Raw genomic sequence first — 21,272 nt, 5'->3', positions numbered from 1 at the left:
GCAACGCTCTGTAAAATTAATTGCAATTCTCTGCACTTTTTTCTTGCAAAAAACAACTGTTCTAACAAATCAAAATAAGTTTGATTATAGTTTTCTTTAAGTATGTATTTTTTTCCTTTTCGATTATATAAAGCGGAAATTAAATTAAGTATAGATTTATTTTCACTAATCCTTTTTACCTCTGTCCAACTCAACTCTCCTGGTACAATTGGATATTTAATATCAAACAAAATTATACCTATAGAACTATCAGCATCATAGCAGTTTTTGACTAGTTCAATAATAGCTCCATCTGCATTTGAAACATTTTCTCTACCTATAAGTCTAGCCGTTCGTGCAGATACCTTGAATGGGATTTGCTTCATTTTATATCCCCCTAATTATGAAGAGACTAAATAATTATATTTTTAATATAATTTTACTATATTTTCAGTTAAATGAATCAAAATCTATATGAAATCTTTAAAATAATTGTTTGAAAAACTATTTTTTTGTCATTTTTAATGATGAAAATTGTCTAACATTGGATGATATAGGGGTATTTAGACCCCTTTAAAGATCAAGTGACTTTCTGAAATGAATAAAACGCCTTATATATTTGTTAATAGTTACCATTTCGCCAGTATAACGTTTCTTTTAGGTTTCTAAATTATCAATATTCCCTAAATTTAATCGGGTGACGTTCCTCGAAAACAAAAAAAGAACCCTATTTAAGATGATTTTGTCTTTCTTTCGTTGCTTTAAAATATTGATCAAAAACCCCTTACAAACCTATTTTTTTCGGTAAATAAAAAGAATCCATTTAAAAATAATGATAAAAATGGATTCTTCTTCAGTAGATTTTATGTTTGATTTTTATAAAAAGGTATAATCATTTTCTAGCTATGTTGTTCAACAAGCGCACACGATCGTAATATAAGGTCAGCCAGTTTTTTCTGATTGGCCTTTTATCATGAGGTCTTATGATAGAAGTAGTAAGCGCAGAACGCAGCGCCCGTGGGACTCGACCCCATCAGCAAAACTGTTCACCCCTTACTTGTATAAACATGTTTTAGGCTGGTTGGGACATAAATCCCGTTTAACAAGCGTACCTATGGCAATACAAGGAGATTAGGGGTTACCGACTAATTCATTTCTAGGAGGAAATTGATCGATGAATCCAGTGATTGGGCTGGATGTTTCAAAAGGATCACCTCTTTACCCGTAATAGTTATATATAAATAATATATTCTATTATAGGTGTGTTCAACTTAACTGAAGTTACCTTTTAAGCAATTGTAAACTTAAATAATCCCCATCTTCTAGAAGGGGATTACTTATGCTTAGATTCCTACCATATTAAAATGATTCTCTTTGATATTCCACTTACATCATTACTTATATTATTTTATTACCATAATTGTAACTAATAAAATTATAATATAGTGAAGTTAGGGTCTTACATCCCTTAAGCTCCATAAATGCTATAAATATTAGATATCTATAGAAGAATTTGATTTCACTGACACAATTCCTTTTGCCCCTTCAATTGGCTCCATTTTCATAGCCATCCCTGAAGGTATCCACCCTCCTGCTATTCCTACTAATATTGGGCTTAAGCAAGTTAGAATTGGCAACCATAATTCTTTCATTGGTATCGGTCCATACATAAAGTATATCACACCTAGTGAAATAACTCCTCCTACTACTCCGCCAAGAAATCCAATAATTGCTCCTTCTATTAAAACCATTAAGCGAATATATTTATTTTTCCAGCCGAACGCTTTTAATAAAGCAATTTCATTTTTACGTTCCTTAATATTTTGCCACATAATTTCTGATGTTGTTAAGATAGAAATGATTAAAGAAATTATTACAGCAATATAATGAGGAGCACCCACTTCCATTGATACGTATTGACCTAACCAAGATGTATATAAAACACCATTTAAGCGAAAAGTTACATATATAAATAAGATTAGCATTGTTGTTGGTAAAGCTATTGCTATGATTGATACTAGATTTCTCTGCAACCTTCCTAAGACAGTATTAAGAACCATAGAAAGTAACCCTTTGGTTTTTAACATTCTCTTTCCAGATACGCTTACTTCACCAGTTCTCATTACTTGGGAAGGATGTATTTTATTAATTAAACGTGCTGGACCCAAAGGACCAATAATATAAATTAACAGAACAAAAAATGTTAATAGTAGAGTTTCTGAAATAAGTAAACTATTTTCTCTAATAATGTTAAGTGCTATTTGAATAAGTAGCGTAACAAAAGAGACAATTAAACCTAATAATAATGATTCAACCATTAAAATATTCTTTAATTGTTTCGGTTTCCATCCAACAGCGAGTAGAACAGCAAATTCTTGTTTTCTTGATAGAAATGACACTAGATTAGTTGAAAAGACATAAATGATTGAGACAAGGATAATACAAGCAATTATACCTGAGTATCCTAGTTTTGTTTCTTTGAAAATACCGATAGATGCTCCAATTTTTATCCAAGGTTGTTCAATCCATCCAATCGAATCATGTTTTCCCACTTTCGGGATATTTATTAATAATGGGTCCGGTGATGACCCTAACGTAATAGTTGTCTCGTGTCCTGTTAACGATTCTATTTCATTCGCTACTTTTTCTAGTTTTTCTTGACTTGCATCACCCAATTCGTCAACGCCTTTTACCTTTATACGAATAGCTGAAATAGGATTATTCCCTAAAATGTGCTCTGACGCTTCAATTGTAGTCAGCATAGTTGGGGGTGACATCAAATAACCGTAAATATTGGAAGTAGGTTTAATAACTTTTGGTGGATTAACTGGTTGATCATCTTTATTTAATACAAGTGTAGCCGTAGGAATCTTGTATGTTTCCATAGGTAACTCAGTCTCAGGATCTTTTGAAATATTCAGTTTTGTTGGATCATAAAAACCAATAAAATTAGCATTCAATCTTGGATTATTAGCCAAACTAGGATCAGTTAATTGTGGTTTACGATAAGTGTCTCTGTCATCATGATAAGTTTCTTCTTCGAAAGGAACAACTTGATATGCTTTTTCCCATCTTTCTGGAAAGGGACTATCTATTAACTGGTAACTAAGTGGCCCTGTCTTTTCTTGAAGAATAGACTTAAAACCAACAGTATTTTGGTTAGATATCTTTTTCCCTGTTTCAATATCTATACCTGATAAACTTGCAATTAACAATTTATGACTTTCCTCTGAATTATAAGAGAAAGTTTTTGTATCAACTGAAGATACCTTTTTTAAATACTTTTCTCCCTCATTCTTTTGAATTAAACTTAATGAGCTTTCTATATCTTCTTTATTACTAAAAGGGATATCTAATTTTTCAATTTTAAAATCTGTTTTTTGATTTAAAAAAGAATGATAACTAAGCAAAATCGGAAAGATAGTTTCTCTTGCGCTTATTCCTTTAAATCCTAATTCATTCATACTAGAAGACCTTATTATATCGCTTTCTGAAAAATAAGAATGTCCTTCTACTGGTAACACAGCTTTATCTAAACCGACAAGTCTCGCTTCTTCCTCAGGATCAATTGCAGCTAACAGTACTCTAGTATAACTAGAGAGTCTATTTTCAAAGTTAATAATTCCATACTTCTCAGTAGTATTTATATCAGGATTGGTATACTTCCCTCTTGAAAAATATATCTCCATTGTTGTTTTATTTGAGCTGTTCCCATCATAATCAGTTGTTGTCTTTGTAAGACGATATATTCCTGGGTCCTTAACACTAACTTCATCAAATAAGACTTCATAACCTGTATAACCAATCATACTAATAGGTGCAGCAATATCAACTTCCGATATTTCTTTAATTTTTTTATATTCTTCTAATGATATTCCACCTGATATACCGCTCAAATAATTTGGATCAAAAAAATCATCCTGTTCAGTAACACTTTCAGTTCCATTTGGCCTTACGACAATATGATATGAAGATTTCCATTTTTTTGAAGAGAATTAATGATAGTCCCCTTATTCGTTTCAGACAAGCCTATTAGTGTACTTAATCCTCCGCTGATCAATAATGCGCCTATTAGCATGAGAATAAAACGTTCTTTCTGCCGTTTCCAACTTTTTAGAATAAATGAAATCATATGTTTGTGCCTGCCCTATCACTAATTACATAACCGTCTTTCATCTCGATAACCCGTCCAGCTCTCTCTGCAAGCTTTGGATCATGAGTTACAAATATTACTCCACAGTTTTTCTTTTGATTTAATTGTAAAAGTAGTTCGTAGATTGTATTCCCTGTTTCAGTATCTAAATTCCCAGTTGGCTCATCAGCTAAAATCCAATCCGGATTAGCAATTAATGCACGAGCAATTGCGACACGCTGTTGCTGTCCACCAGATAATTGAGAAGGAAATGAGTTTACTTTATTCCCTAATCCTACAAGGTTTAATAGTTCTCTTGCTCTCTCGGTTTTGTTAAAAGAACTTCTCCGATTAAACACAGGAATTATCACATTTTCCAGAGCCGTGAATGTAGGTAACAAATTAAATTGTTGAAAGACAAACCCCACATTATTAAATCTAATATCTGATAATTCATCCAAAGCTAAGTTTGTAATAAGTTTGTTGTCAAAAAACAACTGTCCACTAGTCTGTTTATCTAAAGTTCCTATAATACTTAGTAACGTAGATTTACCTGAACCAGAGGTACCTACAATGGATACAAACTCTCCTTTAGTAAATTCAATATTGATATCACATAGTGCCTTGGTTTTGACACCATCTCCTACGTACTCCTTTGAGACATTTTTTAAAACAATATTGTTGAGCAATGAACTTACCCCCCTGAAGAATGTTATTAAGTATCCTTTTCATTATAGTACTTAAGCTAGTCAATTTAGGATACTAGTACTTGTTCATTTAGTAGCATTATTTGTATTTGTTTAAAAGATGAAACTTCCCCCACAAATTCTATATTTCCATCTAAATCAACTAATATGAAATAAGGAGTAGAATTAATATGATAACTAGTAAAAATATTTGGTGATTTAATATAATGGATTTCATCACTTATAGATTTAATATATTCATAATCATTAACAGTGGTATCATTATTTATGACTAAAAAAGTACCTTGGTAAGAATCTTGTGATTCAGCAATCTCTTTAATAATATTTTTGCACGCTGGGCAATTAGTATTAATAAATAATATAAAAACTTTATTTTTCGATAGTTCTTCTTTTAAAACTACCCTAATGGAGCATTTAATTAACACAAGTTTTTAGTAGTCGAATTACGAGATTTTGTAGAAAAAATATAATTAAAATGAGCTCATATTTCTTTATCTGTTAAATATTCAGTACTCATTTCACCATTTTGAAGCTTATGACTCATACCACACTTGCTCATACTAATAATCTTTTTATTCGCTAACCTCTATTAAAAATACTTTTTCACGGAAACTGCCCCTGTTTTCAGTCTTCTGTTTACGAACCTCCTCAAGTCTTTCAATAGATGCACCATGATAGACTGCAAGAGCGTGAATGATTTCTAGAATATCTACTAATTCTTCAATCCCCTCTTCATTATTTGTTGTATTTATGTACTCCTCAAGTTCCCCATGTATTCGGTGTTATCTAATATTTTCGTAGAAAACTGTTTTCCGGTTTTTCCGATAATTTTATCTCGTACTAGTTTGTTGTAAGTTGGCATATGAGTATCATCCTCTCCTCCGTGAATGAAATACCCCTGTTAGCGAAATAACTGTCTTAGATACAAAACATCATACGCACATGAAGTGATATTATGTTAAATGTCTTTAATAAAATCAGCGAAATACAAAATTCCTATCCTTTTTACCCGATAAGTGTCTAAAGGACCTTGCGTTGCTTTTTCTATTGGAGGGTTTGTAAAAGCGTATCCTCTACTGTTACTGTCCTTTTCCTTAAATTTTATATTTTTATACTCATAATCAATAATCTCGGATGTAAGAGCAGCCTTCGGATATCCCATAAAAAACACCTGTGTTCTTAACGCCATTTTGGGAGTTGAGTGTAGTAAAAAAACGACTACTATCATTGATATAAAGATGATCAACTTTACCTTTTTCAAAAAATCACTCCTTTGTTATGCCGTTACTTCAATATTTTAATAACAACCTCAGCATTTTATTGCAAGCTTCTCCCGATAAAATAAAGAACAATAATATGTATAGGATAGAAGAAATAGAAAAAGTATTTTAATCCAACACCTTTTTTGCCGTTATAGAGCAATAGCAAGGGAAGTGCCAAAATCATTAGCCACTGAAAATCTCCAAATTTAAAAAAGATTTTATTATGAAGTTCAAGCATATGGCCACGCTTTAGTATTATCACGAAAATAAGGGCAGAAAAAAATAGATAGTATAGCGTTAATTGTTTTTTAGTTTGAAAGTAATAAAACCCAACACCTAACAAAACAAATAATATGCCACCTTCAATAGCTAACGAATTCCCTAATACTGCACCAAGAAAATACTTATCTATTAACCTGTGAATAACAGCGAATTCAGTGAAGAAAACAATAGGTACTGTACTAAATAACTGCCACAGGAGAATATATGTAAACTTCTTTTTCTCGATTGCGTAAAGGAAAAGACCTACTAAAAATAACGGTGCAAAGAAATTATAGTTGCCATAATAGTTTGATTCTGGCATGGCGATTAATACAAGATTAACTAACGCCATTCCAACACTAGCCATATATAACCGTAATAGATACTTCTTTTTATTCGATGTATGGCGAAATCCAATCGCCACGAAATAAATGAATATAGGTGCTGCGATTCGTCCTATCCATCGTAGATATTCTGGCATATTAGGTATGAAGACGCCAATATGGTCAATGAGCATTGCGACTAAGGCAATGATTTTTAGCGTGGTAGTAGTCACTTTAAGCATTCTCCTTTTCAACAAATGGGTACATGCCTCATACTATTGCAAACGGTAATAGCCTTTGCAAAATATGGCGTTCTTCGGTTTAATGGCAATTAAAAATGAATTAATGATGTCTGAGCCAGAAATCACAGCGTTTATCCAGCTCACAAATAATAAGATTGACTTGAGATCTCCCGGCAGAAAAAACGATGCAATGGCAGGCACTACTGATAATACAAGGAGGGGCAAGCTCATAAAGAGCCAAAATCTCGGTTTGGATAGGAATGCATTTGTATGGAGCCAGAAAAAGATACCGCTAAACGTTAAACGAATATCACCTTTTTTGTTTATGACAATGATGTGAAGGGTTTCATGAATGATGAAGATGAGGATACTTATTAAAACAAGAGCAAATATAGAGATCGGAGGAAACCATCCTCTAAAGACATATGGAATCAGACATATCATGACCTGGAGCAGATAAACAAATTTCATATAGTGCGTTCGCAACCATTGATTCCGTATAAAAGGGGTCCATTCTGACAAATCCATCCTTCCTTGTGGTAAATGTTTAAACCACAATATCATAAGATTTCACTCCTTCTATCAATCTATTACCGCACTCCATTAAAAACACTGTTGGGAAATTAACGACTTTGTTTAACCCTTAATAATTTTCTTTGCAAATAAGCTACCAACGAAAGCAGATACTACTGCTATTATTGGGATAAATAGTGTTGAGTGACTATACAATGTAATGAAATAGCCACAACTAGGGACGAATACTAAAACAAAAAAAACTACAAAAATAGATTGTCGAACATTTAATTTCATTTTGTTCATTTAAATCCCCCATTTGTTTAGTACAAGCAACCGCTTCTTCACTCGTTCTCCATGGGAAATTTTCTAATAGTTCATTCGCTTCTAGAGAGATAGAAATAGCCAAATCTTTTTCATTATAAGGACCCCATCCAAGTTCATTTCTAAACTCAAATATTTTTTGCATTAATTCTTTCATTTCTAGCCCACCTATTTTCGATTCCATTTTTGTAAATATATTCTATTTTAACATGATGTAATGTAATTAAATAGAAGCAGGCTCCCGAAGTGGACACCTGCTTCTCTAATAAACTAGTAGCGATGTATTTTCGACTTTTAGCCGCTGCTAGTCACTGCTTTCACAGTAATCAATATCTAATTGACTTTTCTTCCTTCAATTAGTTGGTATTGAGTTCTTTGCAGCAATGGCCAACCATTTTCTATCAACTCCGAAACCGTCTTTCAAGCTCCTCCTTCTCCCCAGCCGACAGTATTTTCTCTGCTAATGGAAACAGCACTTTTTCTTCTCTATCAAAGTGCTGGATTAAAGTAGCATACGCTTGGACGGCGTATACGGCAATCGCTTGGGCTTCATCTTCATCAACGATGGGTCTCGCTTGTTCCGCTTCAGTCAGAAAATCTCGTAAATGCTGTTCAGCCTTTTCATGCTCAAATTCCATCACTTCAATGGTTTTGTCATTCTCTCCAAGATGGCTAGCCATCATAGGAAACAGCCAATCATCCTCTTTTGTTGAATGTGACTTCAGCTTAATATTGAAGTCTAAAATCCGCTCGTATAATCTCGCAAACTCTTGAATGACAGCTGAACCTGATTCGAATTCTATCTCTTCTATGATTTCATAGATATGATTCATCTCTTCCCGGAGTGATACATGCTCATCCTTTAATTGCTGCAGTGGAGCACTTAATATAACGTTTGATGCCTCCATCCTCCCATTCCTCCTCTAACCATGATGGCGTCGGTCTCTTTCTTCTTAAAAGAATACGCCAAACTTGCAGACAATTTCGTGACGATCATCACAAGAAAACAATGGGGGCAGCACTCATCCAATGGCCAATCTCAAATGCAAAAATAAGTCCTGCCCTCATTCCGCTTACTTAAGAAGTTCCCCAAGATTAGAAAAAACTGCAAAAATGAGAGCTTCATTATTCAATTTGAAAGTACCGATACAGAAATATGTAATTTCTCTTTCATTATTTTGTATAGGACAAGTTGGGACCAGGGAAGGCTGAATATAGGGAGGCGATGTATAGATGGGTACATTTGAAGCACTATCTCTGATGATTAGCTTTGGAATGTTGGTAATCGCCATTTTGCAATTTAACGATAGTGATAAAAATTCTTGAACACGCTAAAAATAGCGTGTTTTTCTCTGCAAATTGCGATTGCTTCGGAAAGGTAGTTAAGCAGGGGGCAAAGGGCTGTGAGTGATTCAGGCAAATGACATGCAGCCCTTTGATAAAAAGTATTTCACCTGTTTAGAAAATTTTGAGATCTATGCAAGCCTTTTTAATTCATGCCGTGCTTCTATCCGTTTGTCGATTTTCTCTAAAGCCTTTTTGTCATTTAATAGCTCTTGTTTATTTTCTTCAATAAGCTCTTTCATTGTTTTTCGCATTTTCTATACCCCCTCTATTTGCGTTTAGTCGGAATATTCTATACTTATATGTTACACATATTTGCAAGTTATAAAACTTAATTATTTGAACATTTCGTGAAAGTTTGAACTTATTTGCTGTTACGCTTACCTTTTTGAGGGATTGATGTCTGGTTCATTCAAAAAAGAAGAACACCATGCATCAGCACGTGTTCTTCATAAGTTTTATTGATTGACATAAAAAATTCTAGTTTCTCTGGTGATTTTACCTGCATGATTAGCAGCTTCGAACGTAACGACATGGAATTTTTCCTTTAACGGTTCTTTCACCTGGAAGGATAAAGTTGAATTTTCCTTATCAAAGGTTGGCTGATATTCCATGCCATCGACAATCACACGCATACTGGCCTCATCTAATTTAGATCCTTTATCGCGTACGATAGCAGCTTTCAAAAGAGGCGTATTGCTTTGAATTATCTCACCCATTTTGAATGCTGGGATAACAGAAAGCTTTTGGCCAACATTGTTAGGGGTATGTACCGCCGCCTTTTCTACTTCTTTTAAAACACGCAATGTATTTTTTCCTAATAACTTTTCAAGATCTTGTTTTGAATACCCTCTTTTCACTAATTCCTCTGTTACCTTATACAATTCCGAAGAATCTTTTATATCGGCTGGCAGCGGCCCTCCATCAAAATCAGAGCCTAGCGCTACATGATCGATGCCAATCAGCTTAACCACGTAATCAATATGATCGACATAGTCCTTTATATAATTTGGTTTAGTTGGATACCCATACGTCAAAAATTCAGGGTAAAAAACAATGCCTATTACCCCGCCATTTTTTGCTAATGCCTTAAGCTGATTATCTGTTAAGTTTCGTTGATGATTTCTTAATGAATGGACGGCTGAGTGACTTGCAATAATCGGAGCTTTAGAAACCTCAATAACATCCCAAAAGGTATTTTCAGACATATGTGATACGTCAATGATCATTCCTAGTTTATTCATTTCTTGTGCGACCTTTTTACCCAGTCCAGTTAGCCCGCCTTGAGAAGGGGTTCTGTTTGGATCCCCATATACTCTGTTTGCTCCTTCTCCTAAGGCATTTGAATAGTTCCACGTAAATCCAACTGCTCTTACCCCAAGGTCGTAATATTGATGGAGTAATCCAATCGCATTATGTTCCTCTAAGGAATAGGCACCTTCAACAGTTGGCACTGCTGCGATTTTTCCATCGCGAACGGCTTTCTCAATTTCCTTTAAAGAAGGAGTGATACTGAAAATATCTGAATTCTTTTCTTCAGTCCAATAAAGAGCATTAATTAAAGCTAATGTTCTGCTTATGCTGCGCTCATTATTTCCGTAATAGCCTGATGTATAAGCTGCAAAAAACGGAACTTTAAGCCCTCCCTCATGAAGTTTCGGTATATCAATATGGAATGGTGTATTGTTTTTAATATCGGTCACTGGCAGCCATGTATTTGGATCAACAACCTTCATCATCGTATCATTATGGCTATCTACGACTATTGAGTTAAAATGTATATCTAATGCCGCTGAATTTTTTGCTGATACTTTATTTTGTTGATAGGTAAGCGTGCAAGAAAATGCCAAAATGACAGCCGCAAGTAAAACAAACCATTTTTTCATAAAAAACCTCCTCGTAAGTTCGTACACTATAAATCTTGCATGATCGTTTCCACTTGATGAGCTACTAATTAGAAGTAAATCCCTCCATTCATTCCTATGTTTTAGAAGCAAGTGATTCTTTTTCGTTTAGAACATTATATAACCATGTTTTGTAATTTTCAAATATTACTGAATATTCAGTAATATAGTCCTGTCCTCATATATACCTTTAATCACACATAAGAAAAGAGAAGGTTACAAAGGACTTACTCCTGAAATGTACAATAATGAAGGGAAACTACTGAATTCAATAGAAAATTCATCCTATTTAAAGGGTGAAGTTCCTAATCCTCTATTTGTTAGTTTAGTGAACCGCCATCCCTGAATAAAAGCTGAGATAAAGGGCAGTCTACCTTTATAAACATGAATGAGGATGGAGATGTCTTACATGATAAAACAAGAAGAGATGGAAACATTAAGAGAGTTAATCAAAGAAGTAGACACGGCCATGCTGACTACGGTAACAGAAGAAGGGCTTGTTTCTCGTCCGATGAAAACACAGGAAGTAGAGTTTGATGGGGACTTATGGTTTTTCACGAAAAAAGAGACCAATAAATATGAAGAAATTCTGCATGATCAAGATGTAAATGTCGCTTATGCTGGGAAATCCTATGTTTCTGTCCGCGGAAGAGCGGAAATCGTTGAAAATTTAAACAAGAAAAAAGAATTTTGGAGCAAAGCACATGAGGAAATTATGCAGACTTCTTATGATGATCCGAATATTGTCTTAATAAAGGTAAAAGCGGAAGCAGCCGAATATTGGGAAACCGGTAATTTAACGAAGAAAATCGTCTTTCTCTATAACCGCATGACAGGGCAAAGTTCTAGATCGATTGATATGAATGAAACGGTTGAATTGGAATAAATAACAGCAAAAATTGGGTTGTTTGGTTACAAAACAATCCATTTTGTGTTAAGCATTTTTTTCTATATTCTTGGGATAAGTAAATGAAGATTATTTCATTTCTTCTACACTTTTTCGCACGATTTCTACCATATCGTCTTCTGCCCCAAGACTAAAGTTAAATAGAATGCCACTTCCTCCCCCAGCTCCAATGGCTGAAATAAAAATATCTCTGTTATCCCCAACGACAGTAAGGCTCAAGCTTGCTCTGTTGCCATTTCTCATAAAATATTTATCATACACGCGCACCGCTATTTTAGTAGCTCCAAAAGTATAATTGCTTTCATCAACTAAATTCATCGTGATTCCACTATTGCCAATATCGTTTTCCAACTGCTTAATCACTTCCTCAAATTCGCCAGTCAATGTGTTTTCATATTTTGCCATGCTCCCATCTCCCCTTTGCTTATTATTTCGCTATATCGTCCCATTGGCACTTTTTATATTTTTGATTTTCCTAACACATTACCTGTCATTTATTTTTTCAAATGGATTGTACCATTAGAATCCCGCGGGACCATCCCCGCTATTCCAATCACCGCCTACTTTTCCTTTGTTTATACTAGGATCAACACTCTTGGTATGCTGATCATTTCTCCTTTTCTTCCTTCTGCAATCGATCCATAACGAAAACAACAAAATCCCCACTAGTATTATCATCCACCACATAAAATCCCCCCCTTTCATTAGTATACGTATAACCCATTATAAAGTTTTAATTTTCAGTCATTTGAAGCAAGGAATCCCAATGTCTAATCAAAAATTCGAATCGCAGAGAGATACAAATGCTTTCTTAATGCTCGGAATACTTTTTTGCTGAAAATTAAATAGCTACTCTCCCTTTGGAAGAATAGCAGTCATTAAGTGAGAATCACAAAATATTCTGCAGCCAATGCAAAAAGCAACATTTAAGTCCCGCACGCGCTGTCCTATCATTTAGCTACATTTCATTCTAAGCCATTGGACGAAGTGCTAACAGGCGTTTTAGGCTGTCATCAATAAATTGATTATCAGCGCTGTTGATTCCGCGGCCGGCAAAATGGCCCCAGATTGACTCGATCGGCTTAAAATCGGCATTAGGTATAAGCTTCGCCTCGTATTCGTTATCGTCCGCCGTACAGAAGAGATCCGTACTCCCTGGCATGATGCAGGCAAGCGCTTTAATGCTTTTGAGCGCCTCATTGAAATCTCCGTTATAGGCATGGTTTGCACTAATATCTGCAAATTGGCCTGTCCATAACATAGCGAGGACATTGTGCGGATCCATCTTCATAAAGCTATCTTCCCAGACACCAGCCACAAAATCTTCTAATGAGTTAAATCCCATATCACGATAAAGCTCCTCTCTGTAATACGTCTGTGATAAGCCCCATCCCGCATAGACACGGCCAACGGTGCGCATGTCTGCAGAAGTCAACTCGTTTAATTTACTGGAATCGAATCCAACTGCAGCCATGAGGGCTGCTTTCATTCCGTCCAGGACCACATACGTTTGCGCCCAAGTCTTTGCCCCTCCGCAGAAAGGGGCAATTCGTTCTACCATGTCAGGATAGCTTGCCCCCCATTGGAATGATTGAACGCCGCCCATTGACCATCCAACCACGAGTGCAATTTTTTGAATGCCGAATTTTTCGGTCACCAGCCGATATTGAAATGTAACGTTGTCATAAATGGTTATCTGCGGAAAATTGGCCTTGTCGAATGGGGGAGGCGTATTACTAGGAGATGAAGATAATCCATTTCCCAGCAGATTTGGAACGATGATGAAATATTCTCTCGAATCTAGTGCCATGCCGTTTCCAATTAGCCATTCATTTTGAACATGCTGATCGCCAAAAGCAGTTGGATAGATGATGACATTATCTTTCTTTTCATTCAATTTCCCGTAAGTTTTATATGCAAGAAAAGCATTCGGCAGTGTCACTCCTGATTGCAAGGTGACGTCTCCTAAATTAAAGATTTCATAATCCATAGTTATTGTCTCTCCCTTCAAAATGAAACACAAACATGAAGAATGTATTTCTTGTTGTCAGTATAATGCTGTGTTACTCTCAATAAAAGTGAATAAAATTCAATGTAGTATTCAATATTATTGAAAGTTAAAGGAGGAAATGATGGTGGAACTGCGTCAACTGATTACATTCCGCACGGTTGCTTCAACTTTAAATTTCACTAGGGCTGCGGAAGTCCTGAACTACGTCCCCTCCAACGTCACGATGCAAATAAAAGCATTGGAGGATGAGCTTGGTGTTCGTCTCTTTGACCGCTTGGGCAAGCAGCTTGTCCTCACAGCGGCAGGTAAGCGCTTTTCAGTTCATATCCAGAGCGTTCTAGACAAATTGGACGAAGCTCGCAGTGCGGTTCATGACAACGAAAATCTTAGCTGCACCTTGACGATAAGTGCCAACGAGGTTCTTTGCGCCTATCGCCTCCCAGTTGTCTTTAAACGATTTCGTTCCCGCTATCCAGGAGTTCGTCTCATCTTCCGCTCTGTTCCGAATCAGGAACTCAAGCAAACGCTCTTTGAGGGAACCGCGGATGTCGTTTTTATGCTGGACGAAACCATTCTCTCAACAGGGCTTACAGTGGAACCGTTACTGGAAGAAACATTTCGCTTGTTCGCCGCTCCTGATCATCCACTCGCGAAACTACCTGTACTGCAGCAGGAAGATTTTCATGGAGAGGTATTCCTCGTGAATGAAAAGGGCTGTACCTATCGAACCATGTTTGACCGGTCATTTGAGAAAAAGGGCATTGATGATCTTACTTATTTAGAGTTTCAAAATGCTGAAGCCATTAAACAATGTGCCATTTCTGGAATCGGTATTGCCTTTCTTCCGGAAATCACAGTGGAAGCGGAAGTTGACCGGGGTGATCTTGTTGCTCTTCCATGGCAGCTTTCAGACTTGCACGTATATACTCATATGGCATGGCATAAAGACAAGTGGCTTTCACCAATCATATTATCTTTCATAGAAGCAGCGAGAGAGGTTATAGCTATAGAAATGGAATAAGAAGATACATAAAACACCACTTTTTTACTCCTAGACTTCTTCAGAAGCCTTAAACGTTGATCTATCAACGATTAATAAAATCCTGCATAATCGAATAATAACGAACAAGAGCCAAATCCTTGGTAAACATAGGAAGGCTGTAGCGGAAAATCAACCGTCGTCCAAGAATCTCCAAAAGTCACTACATATAATTTTACAAGGTATTTTTTAGGAGATGATTTGTATGGTTAACAATAACAACCCCTTTCAGGGATGCTGTCCAATTAGTCCGATTTCAAAACCGCCTTCGCTACCAAGATTAATGGGTCCCCAAGGTCCACCTGGGCCACCGGGTCCTCAAGGTGAACAAGGAATACAAGGAATACAAGGTGAACAGGGACTTCAAGGAGATCCAGGTCCTAGTACAAATCTTTTCGTAACTGAGGAACAGGCGTTATTAGTAGAGATACCTCTTTTAATCCCTGCCCCAGTACCTATTGTAAATGTTCAAGTTACTACCAACACTGTTAATGAAAGAGTTAAAATAGATGCAGTTGTAAGTACTCGAGTTCAAGCAGTATTATCATCAACTTTATTTGGATTAGCCTTAATTTATGAGTTGTTTAGAGACGACGTCCCCTTAACTAGAGCTTTCGTTGAAGGGGTGTACACTAGACCAGAAGGTACTTTTCAATTTTACAGTTGGCATCCGAATTTTACTTTTGTCGATGTACCTGGGCCAGCAGGAACCTATACGTACGAAATAAGAGCCTCTCATCGTTTGAACGCAAATCCTGGAAATGTAGTAAATATACAGGCTTATAACCTTGGGCTTACTGCAGAAGTTTTTCCTCCTACTAATTCATTTTTTGCAGCAAGTAAAAAAGCGAAAACAAATTTTGAGGAATTTAATATACAGCAAGCTTCAATATTAAAAAAAGAGAACAAGATAACCCCTCTTTTACTTGATAACCGCCAATTAAATATTCTTGAAATGAATAATGAAAAAACAAACAATGAGGAAAGTACAGTTTTAAAAGAATGTATGGATACTGAGTTTAAACAAAAAGAAAAAAGTTTACTACCTTCCATTGAAGAATTAAAGTTAACCGTCAGTGAACAACAATCCAAAATTAACCTGTTAACTGAATTACTCAACAAGACTACCGAAGAAAACGAAAAAGAACTGAACTCCCTAAAGATAAAACTTGAAAACAAGTTAACTTCCTTCACCAATATAAAGGACTTAGAAAAAGAACGTGCCATTCTGGAAATTGATCGAAAATCCCAAGAAAAGCTGCAGGAGATCCATGAACAATATAATAAAATGCTAGAAAGATTGTATGAGAAATTCTTCTTATATAGAGATTAATAAAGTCATTTAAAGAAATGTTTAACATACGTTCGACTGAATGAAATATTTTTTTCTTTTGCCATAGAAAAATGCAAATAATCGCTGTACGAACATTCTCTGCATTAATTAATAAATTTTCAATCAGCAATTGGACGCTTTCCTGAGATAAGGAAAGTGTTTTTTCTTCATGAAAAGGTCCAGATTATTGAGTAATTATTGTTAAAATGCAGGAAAACTGAAATAATTATAGTTAAGCAAAAGAGGAATTTTTTGAAATTAATAACTAAGGGAGAATTAGAATTGTTATACTATGTGATTGATGCTTTTACAGAAACAAAATTTGGCGGGAATCCAGCAGGCGTAGTAATCCATGAAAATTTAGATGAAGAATTTATGCAGAAATTTGCTGCAGAAGTTCGCTTTTCAGAAACAGCATTTATCAAAAAAATAGACAATAAGAATTTTGAAATAAAGTTTTTCACACCGACTTCACAGGTTGAACTTTGTGGACATGCTACCATTGCATCCTTCAAAGCTCTATTGGACAGCCATGCTATTGAAGATAACGATACATATTTTATGAAAACACTCGCTGGTACACTTTCTGTTGAGGTGAATCAATCATTTATAATGATGGAGCAAGCTGAACCAAAGCTAGGGAAAATATTTGATGATTATGAATATTTGTCTACCCTTTTTAAAATTGATAAAAACCGAATTGGAAATATAAATTTCAATCTAGTACCTCAAGCTGCAAGCACTGGTCTTTGGGATATAATGCTTCCAATAAAAACAAAGGACGCTTTGTATGCTTTAAATCCTGATTTTAAAGCACTTGCTGAATACGCAAAGATCAATATAGTGGGAGGAGTCCATGCCTTTACGCTTGACACAAAAGAAGGAATAGCAGAGAGTAGAAACTTTTGCCCACTCTATGGTATTGATGAGGAAGCCGCAACAGGTACCTCGAATGGGGCCTTAACATATTATCTTTTTAATAACCACGTATTAAATAAATTTAATCAAGAGTACTCTTTTCTTCAAGGGTATAGTATGGGCAGACCTTCTAATATCATTACAAAAATAATTAATAAAAATAATCCAAGAGTTATGGTAGGCGGGAAAGCAATTATATTGACAAAAGGTAAGCTATACTAAGCGTCATCTCCCGTAGAATCTGTCATTTCATTCCCTCCTTCAAACCTCTGAAAAAAAGATACATGAACGTCCTCTTTTTTTATGAAAGGTCCTCTTTAATTCTATTAAATAGGCATTTGCATAAAGAAAGGGGCGTACGATATCTGTGTAAAAAGATGATCGGTCTGATTAATTGAACAAGCCTTTATGTTCGAAGTAGTAATCAGCACAGGCAAATGAAACAGACCGACATTTACATACATGGCTGTGAGCAGATGCTCACAAATGTTTTTTATTACTTTTAAAGGAAACTTGATCCGCTGAAATAATAAAGTCTGTTAATCCCATCTTGCTATTTTGAAGTAAGATGTGAAACTCGTATTTGTCATTCACTTGATAAATTTCCTCATATAGCCACCATGAACCTTCCAAACAATCGTCTTGTTTGATAATCGTACAGTTTTCAAAGGTGACTTCATCTATATTTGTAAAACCACCTGTATAATCAATGTGCAATGTCAAGGACTTCCCATTCTGAACTGATTTGATAATCGTACAATCATGAAAGCCGAAATTCTCAACCATTTCATTATCAAATGAAAGGGAGGCTTCTTTAAAATATTTTCTATAATCCTCACTTGTGGCAGCTACAGATCTTTCATTGTCCTCACAAAATTTAGTTACAGCGTCAATTACCGAACGAGTAGCTTTATTTAAAGCAAGCACCCTCATATCGGCTATCTCATTTACGATCGCTTCTGGTAATTCCTTTTTTAAACACGCTTGCTTATATAGAAAAGTCTCATGAAATTGTTTTATTGCCTTCTCTCTATTATAGGGCACATATTCGTTAGGATTCTCTCTATTTCCTGTTTCAGTGGCTTCCGTTATGGAAGCCACTTCTTCTTGAAGATCCAGCAGCGATTTAACTCGGTGTTGTAGAGTTGCTGAAAATATTCTTCTGAACATGCTTCAGCCTGCTTTTCTTCCTCTAAAGGCAGATGGAAACATGTTTTTTGATTCCGTTCATACCATTCTTTAGTAAAATACTTCATTTATTCCCACGCCTCTCGATTAATGGTATTTTTTTGCTCTGCTGAAAAAGCAACTAAATTAGTAAGCGTTTAAATGAAATTTTTCCATTAAAATTTATAATACCAATAGATTGCTATTTCATTTGCAGTTGGAAAGTTTGAATAAAGCATCGTATCAATGGCGCCGATGACAAAGTTATTTTTCGCATAAAAACGGCAAGCGGAAACATTAATATCTTGTGTTTCAAGCATAAGACCACACAAGTTGTTCTCCTTTGCCCATTCAATCGCTTGATTCAGTAATGCTGTTCCAACCCCCTTTTTTCGGTATTCTTCAGCAACAGCAATATCTTCTATAAAGGCATATCCATTCCAATTAGCACGTATTCGAATCTGACCAATGCAAGTATTATCAGCATAATAGAAATAAACAGCCTTCCCTTCTTCTTCCATATAGCTGTTATCAATTTCTTCATCTTCATATTTCTTGAAATATGGCTCAGAAAAGACCTCTTCCGTAAATGCCCAAACATTGTTTTCATATGTAGGTAGAATCCTCCCTGTAACCATGAAACCTTCATTTGATTGATTAAAATCATTCATGTTAGATTGTGTCATTTTAATGATCATGGGAAACCCCTTCTCTTGGAAAATTTAAAACAAAAGCTACTACCTTTTGTACAATGAGTTCTACAAAATTAAGTGTTAAACCTTTTAGTATTGTTTGAAAGTCTTATGACATAACATGGCCTATACATAAAGAAAGAGCGTAATTCTTGCTGCAGAATTTCACCCTTTAATTGAGGAGCTTTTTTTCTTTTATAGTTAAAAAGTTCACTAAATCATCAATAGTCCCTGTAAACTTTACAACTTCTGATAAATGATAAAAAGTGCTTGTTTTAGCTAAGTCATTCGCTTCCTCATTATTTGGTGAATAAAGAATCACTTTCTTATTTAATCCCAGGGCGATCCCTAACTCAATATGGCTTCCTTTTCCTGCTGGTAATAGAATCACTATAAAATCAGATTCACTCACAGCTTTTTTCTCTTCTTGACCAATTTGTTTTAGTTCTTCAACTGTCAAAGCTCTTTCATTTTTAGTCCAATCATAGGTATGGAAATAACCCTTACTCTTCAACTGTTCACTAACGTAACGTACTTTATCAATATTTTTAAAGCTTGATGCAACATAGAACTTCATTTTGCTCTCCTCTCTTATGAACAACATAAAATCCATTACTTTCCCCTAAAACTTAATAACAATTATTTCAAAAGCCCTTGATTTCAGCAATTGCTTTATTCAAGATTATGGCCTGATTATGAAGTCAGGGGGAGTATTTCTTCCGTTAAAGGGCCCGGTTGCAGAGGATAACTACGAATATAGTTCTAGTATTTTATCTATGGGTAAGTTATTCGAGTTACTCATATCAACAAAATAGGGTAACTGCCATTCTTGCGTTTTCATTGCTTGTTTACCTGTTGGACTATCCCAGTTAGGATAGACCCTCATTGCCATTTTCCCAATTGTTGAACAAGTCCTAAGAATATTCTGCTTCAAAAGAATTTCTTTTGGGAAAATAAATTGTCCAAACTCATTTTCACTTTTAAAGGTAGTTATAACTAACAAATCCGGTGCTTCATCATATGAGTAGGGCTGATTTTTATTATTTTCATCTTTCTCCCAAAATGCAACAAACTGCCCTACCTTGGAAGGGGTGATATTCGCAACTCTGAATCGAACTGTTCTAGAAGCTAATTCAAATATACCCGCACCATACTTAGAATTTTGCTTTTCTTCTTGTATCGACTTTACAGTTAAGTGATTAGGCTCATAAATCACCTTACGTACATAAGATAATGCCGTATAAAAGTTATTCATTTCTTCACTCCTAAACCCCTCATCTAAATGTCCCGTTTGCGGAACTGTTGCAATTTGACTTGTCAATGTAATCGTATCAAACTTTTTTAAACTGTCGGGCTTTATTCCAAATGATCAAACTTTGTTTCAAAGCTACAATAAATTAATACCAATTAAATAAAGTATAGTTATATGGATAGGGTAAAAGAAATAAAAAAAGTATTTTAATCCTGCACCCTTTTTTCCGTTATAAAGTAGTAACAGTGGAAGGGCAGAGATCATCATCCACTGATAATCTGCGAAAGGGAATAGGTAAGCAAAAATAGGCTCCATCATCATTGAACCCCACTTAACAAAAACTAAATACACGAATAAACTAAAAAATATAAATGTTAATGCAAGGGTTGTTTTATTTTTTGCTAAGTACAGCAGGCCGCCAAAAATTATAAAGAAAATACCGCCCTCAACAAAGAAAACATTACCAAATATGGCACCATAAAATAAGTAGTCTGCACGGAAACTAATAACTACAACTTCAGAAAAGAGGTAACACAGGAAGGTACTAATAATTTGGAATAAAAAAAAATAAATGAACAACTTTAACTCTCTCTTATCTAGTACGTAGATTATTAAGCCTATTAAAAAGAGAGTTGAAAAAAAGTTATTAGTAATAAATACTCCTGTATTACTATAAGTTATATTAAATCCTAAATTAATGAATGCCATGGCCACCCCGAAAATATACATTCGAGTTAAGTATTTCTTTTTGTCAGATGTATATTTGTAACCCAAAACAACACAATATATAAAAATCGGTGCAGATGCTCTGCCTATCCACCTTAACAGCTCTGGCGTATTTGGGATAAATTGACCCGTATGGTCTACAAACATAGCAATTAGTGCGATTATTTTAAGTAATGTAGAAGTCATGAAATTTTATCTCCATAGTTTTTAGAAAAAATAACTAAATGCTCTAAGAA

23 protein-coding genes and 1 pseudogene are annotated in these 21,272 nt (G+C 35.1%); 5 read left to right on the top strand and 19 right to left on the bottom strand.

The window, feature by feature from the left end; all coding sequences use genetic code 11:
* From RUH74_RS04380 to RUH74_RS04340, 9 genes and pseudogenes are all read right to left on the bottom strand, one after another.
* A partial coding sequence (locus RUH74_RS04380) for a hypothetical protein (protein WP_313799030.1) occupies positions 1–365 on the bottom strand: 365 nt, incomplete at its 3' end.
* Between the two features lie 1,107 nt (positions 366–1,472).
* Positions 1,473–3,875, bottom strand: a complete 2,403-nt coding sequence (locus RUH74_RS04375; RefSeq protein WP_313799029.1) for an FtsX-like permease family protein — start codon at positions 3,873–3,875, stop codon at positions 1,473–1,475.
* Positions 3,876–4,107: 232 nt separating this feature from the next.
* Positions 4,108–4,800 carry an ABC transporter ATP-binding protein gene (locus tag RUH74_RS04370; protein WP_313799028.1) on the bottom strand — a complete coding sequence of 231 codons (693 nt, stop codon included), beginning with the start codon at positions 4,798–4,800 and terminating at the stop codon, positions 4,108–4,110.
* A 590-nt stretch (positions 4,801–5,390) separates the two neighbouring features.
* Positions 5,391–5,680 (bottom strand): annotated as a pseudogene (locus RUH74_RS04365) (nucleoside triphosphate pyrophosphohydrolase).
* A 96-nt stretch (positions 5,681–5,776) separates the two neighbouring features.
* Complete coding sequence (locus tag RUH74_RS04360; RefSeq protein WP_313799027.1) at positions 5,777–6,079, bottom strand: hypothetical protein; 303 nt, start codon at positions 6,077–6,079, stop codon at positions 5,777–5,779.
* A 56-nt stretch (positions 6,080–6,135) separates the two neighbouring features.
* A complete protein-coding gene (locus RUH74_RS04355; RefSeq protein WP_313799026.1) occupies positions 6,136–6,906 on the bottom strand; it encodes a TraX family protein in 771 nt (256 codons plus the stop codon).
* Between the two features lie 33 nt (positions 6,907–6,939).
* Entirely contained in the window at positions 6,940–7,470 is a 531-nt protein-coding gene (locus RUH74_RS04350) for a DUF3267 domain-containing protein (RefSeq protein WP_313799025.1), read from the bottom strand.
* Between the two features lie 184 nt (positions 7,471–7,654).
* Positions 7,655–7,900 carry a nucleoside triphosphate pyrophosphohydrolase family protein gene (locus RUH74_RS24130; RefSeq protein ID WP_396229844.1) on the bottom strand — a complete coding sequence of 82 codons (246 nt, stop codon included), beginning with the start codon at positions 7,898–7,900 and terminating at the stop codon, positions 7,655–7,657.
* Positions 7,901–8,144: 244 nt separating this feature from the next.
* Positions 8,145–8,651, bottom strand: coding sequence for a hemerythrin domain-containing protein (locus tag RUH74_RS04340; protein WP_313799024.1), 507 nt, complete (start codon positions 8,649–8,651; stop codon positions 8,145–8,147).
* 325 nt (positions 8,652–8,976) lie between these two features.
* On the opposite strand from RUH74_RS04340, the gene RUH74_RS24125 reads away from it, so the two are divergent.
* A complete protein-coding gene (locus RUH74_RS24125) occupies positions 8,977–9,069 on the top strand; it encodes a putative holin-like toxin (RefSeq protein ID WP_396229843.1) in 93 nt (30 codons plus the stop codon).
* Positions 9,070–9,218: 149 nt separating this feature from the next.
* Here RUH74_RS24125 and RUH74_RS04335 read toward each other — a convergent pair whose 3' ends face one another.
* Entirely contained in the window at positions 9,219–9,341 is a 123-nt protein-coding gene (locus tag RUH74_RS04335; protein WP_131238853.1) for an FbpB family small basic protein, read from the bottom strand.
* Positions 9,342–9,545: 204 nt separating this feature from the next.
* The gene (locus tag RUH74_RS04330) at positions 9,546–10,973 is read right to left on the bottom strand and encodes a dipeptidase (RefSeq protein ID WP_313799023.1); all 1,428 of its coding nucleotides are present in this window, start codon (positions 10,971–10,973) and stop codon (positions 9,546–9,548) included.
* Between the two features lie 418 nt (positions 10,974–11,391).
* Here RUH74_RS04330 and RUH74_RS04325 point away from each other — a divergent pair, with 418 nt between their 5' ends.
* Entirely contained in the window at positions 11,392–11,877 is a 486-nt protein-coding gene (locus RUH74_RS04325) for a pyridoxamine 5'-phosphate oxidase family protein (RefSeq protein ID WP_313799022.1), read from the top strand.
* Between the two features lie 90 nt (positions 11,878–11,967).
* Here RUH74_RS04325 and RUH74_RS04320 read toward each other — a convergent pair whose 3' ends face one another.
* The 3 genes from RUH74_RS04320 to RUH74_RS04310 all read right to left on the bottom strand — a co-directional run bounded on the left by RUH74_RS04320 (position 11,968) and on the right by RUH74_RS04310 (position 13,888).
* Positions 11,968–12,303 carry a DUF6054 family protein gene (locus tag RUH74_RS04320; protein WP_313799021.1) on the bottom strand — a complete coding sequence of 112 codons (336 nt, stop codon included), beginning with the start codon at positions 12,301–12,303 and terminating at the stop codon, positions 11,968–11,970.
* Positions 12,304–12,417: 114 nt separating this feature from the next.
* Positions 12,418–12,585 (bottom strand): hypothetical protein, encoded by a 168-nt coding sequence (locus tag RUH74_RS04315; protein WP_313799020.1) that lies wholly within the window; start codon positions 12,583–12,585, stop codon positions 12,418–12,420.
* Between the two features lie 283 nt (positions 12,586–12,868).
* Positions 12,869–13,888 carry an alpha/beta fold hydrolase gene (locus tag RUH74_RS04310; protein WP_313799019.1) on the bottom strand — a complete coding sequence of 340 codons (1,020 nt, stop codon included), beginning with the start codon at positions 13,886–13,888 and terminating at the stop codon, positions 12,869–12,871.
* A gap of 145 nt (positions 13,889–14,033) precedes the next feature.
* On the opposite strand from RUH74_RS04310, the gene RUH74_RS04305 reads away from it, so the two are divergent.
* From RUH74_RS04305 to RUH74_RS04295, 3 genes are all read left to right on the top strand, one after another.
* On the top strand, positions 14,034–14,930 hold the full coding sequence (locus tag RUH74_RS04305; RefSeq protein ID WP_313799042.1) for a LysR family transcriptional regulator: 897 nt from the start codon (positions 14,034–14,036) through the stop codon (positions 14,928–14,930).
* A gap of 223 nt (positions 14,931–15,153) precedes the next feature.
* Positions 15,154–16,281, top strand: coding sequence for a hypothetical protein (locus RUH74_RS04300; RefSeq protein ID WP_313799018.1), 1,128 nt, complete (start codon positions 15,154–15,156; stop codon positions 16,279–16,281).
* Between the two features lie 252 nt (positions 16,282–16,533).
* Positions 16,534–17,421 (top strand): PhzF family phenazine biosynthesis protein, encoded by an 888-nt coding sequence (locus RUH74_RS04295; protein ID WP_313799017.1) that lies wholly within the window; start codon positions 16,534–16,536, stop codon positions 17,419–17,421.
* Between the two features lie 258 nt (positions 17,422–17,679).
* Here RUH74_RS04295 and RUH74_RS04290 read toward each other — a convergent pair whose 3' ends face one another.
* The 5 genes from RUH74_RS04290 to RUH74_RS04270 all read right to left on the bottom strand — a co-directional run bounded on the left by RUH74_RS04290 (position 17,680) and on the right by RUH74_RS04270 (position 21,222).
* On the bottom strand, positions 17,680–18,369 hold the full coding sequence (locus RUH74_RS04290) for a DUF4085 family protein (RefSeq protein WP_313799016.1): 690 nt from the start codon (positions 18,367–18,369) through the stop codon (positions 17,680–17,682).
* Between the two features lie 173 nt (positions 18,370–18,542).
* Positions 18,543–19,064, bottom strand: a complete 522-nt coding sequence (locus RUH74_RS04285) for a GNAT family N-acetyltransferase (protein ID WP_313799015.1) — start codon at positions 19,062–19,064, stop codon at positions 18,543–18,545.
* 166 nt (positions 19,065–19,230) lie between these two features.
* Positions 19,231–19,671: a nucleoside 2-deoxyribosyltransferase gene (locus RUH74_RS04280; protein ID WP_313799014.1), complete on the bottom strand. Its 441-nt coding sequence runs from the start codon at positions 19,669–19,671 to the stop codon at positions 19,231–19,233.
* Positions 19,672–19,806: 135 nt separating this feature from the next.
* Entirely contained in the window at positions 19,807–20,313 is a 507-nt protein-coding gene (locus RUH74_RS04275) for a MepB family protein (protein ID WP_313799013.1), read from the bottom strand.
* Between the two features lie 132 nt (positions 20,314–20,445).
* Entirely contained in the window at positions 20,446–21,222 is a 777-nt protein-coding gene (locus tag RUH74_RS04270; protein ID WP_313799012.1) for a TraX family protein, read from the bottom strand.
* Between the last annotated feature and the right edge of the window lie 50 nt (positions 21,223–21,272).

Source organism: Cytobacillus sp. (genome assembly GCF_032154635.1).
Taxonomy (GTDB): Bacteria; Bacillota; Bacilli; order Bacillales; family Cytobacillaceae; genus Cytobacillus.
Note: the sequence above shows the minus strand (reverse complement) of the source record. Positions and strands in the feature narration are given on the sequence as shown.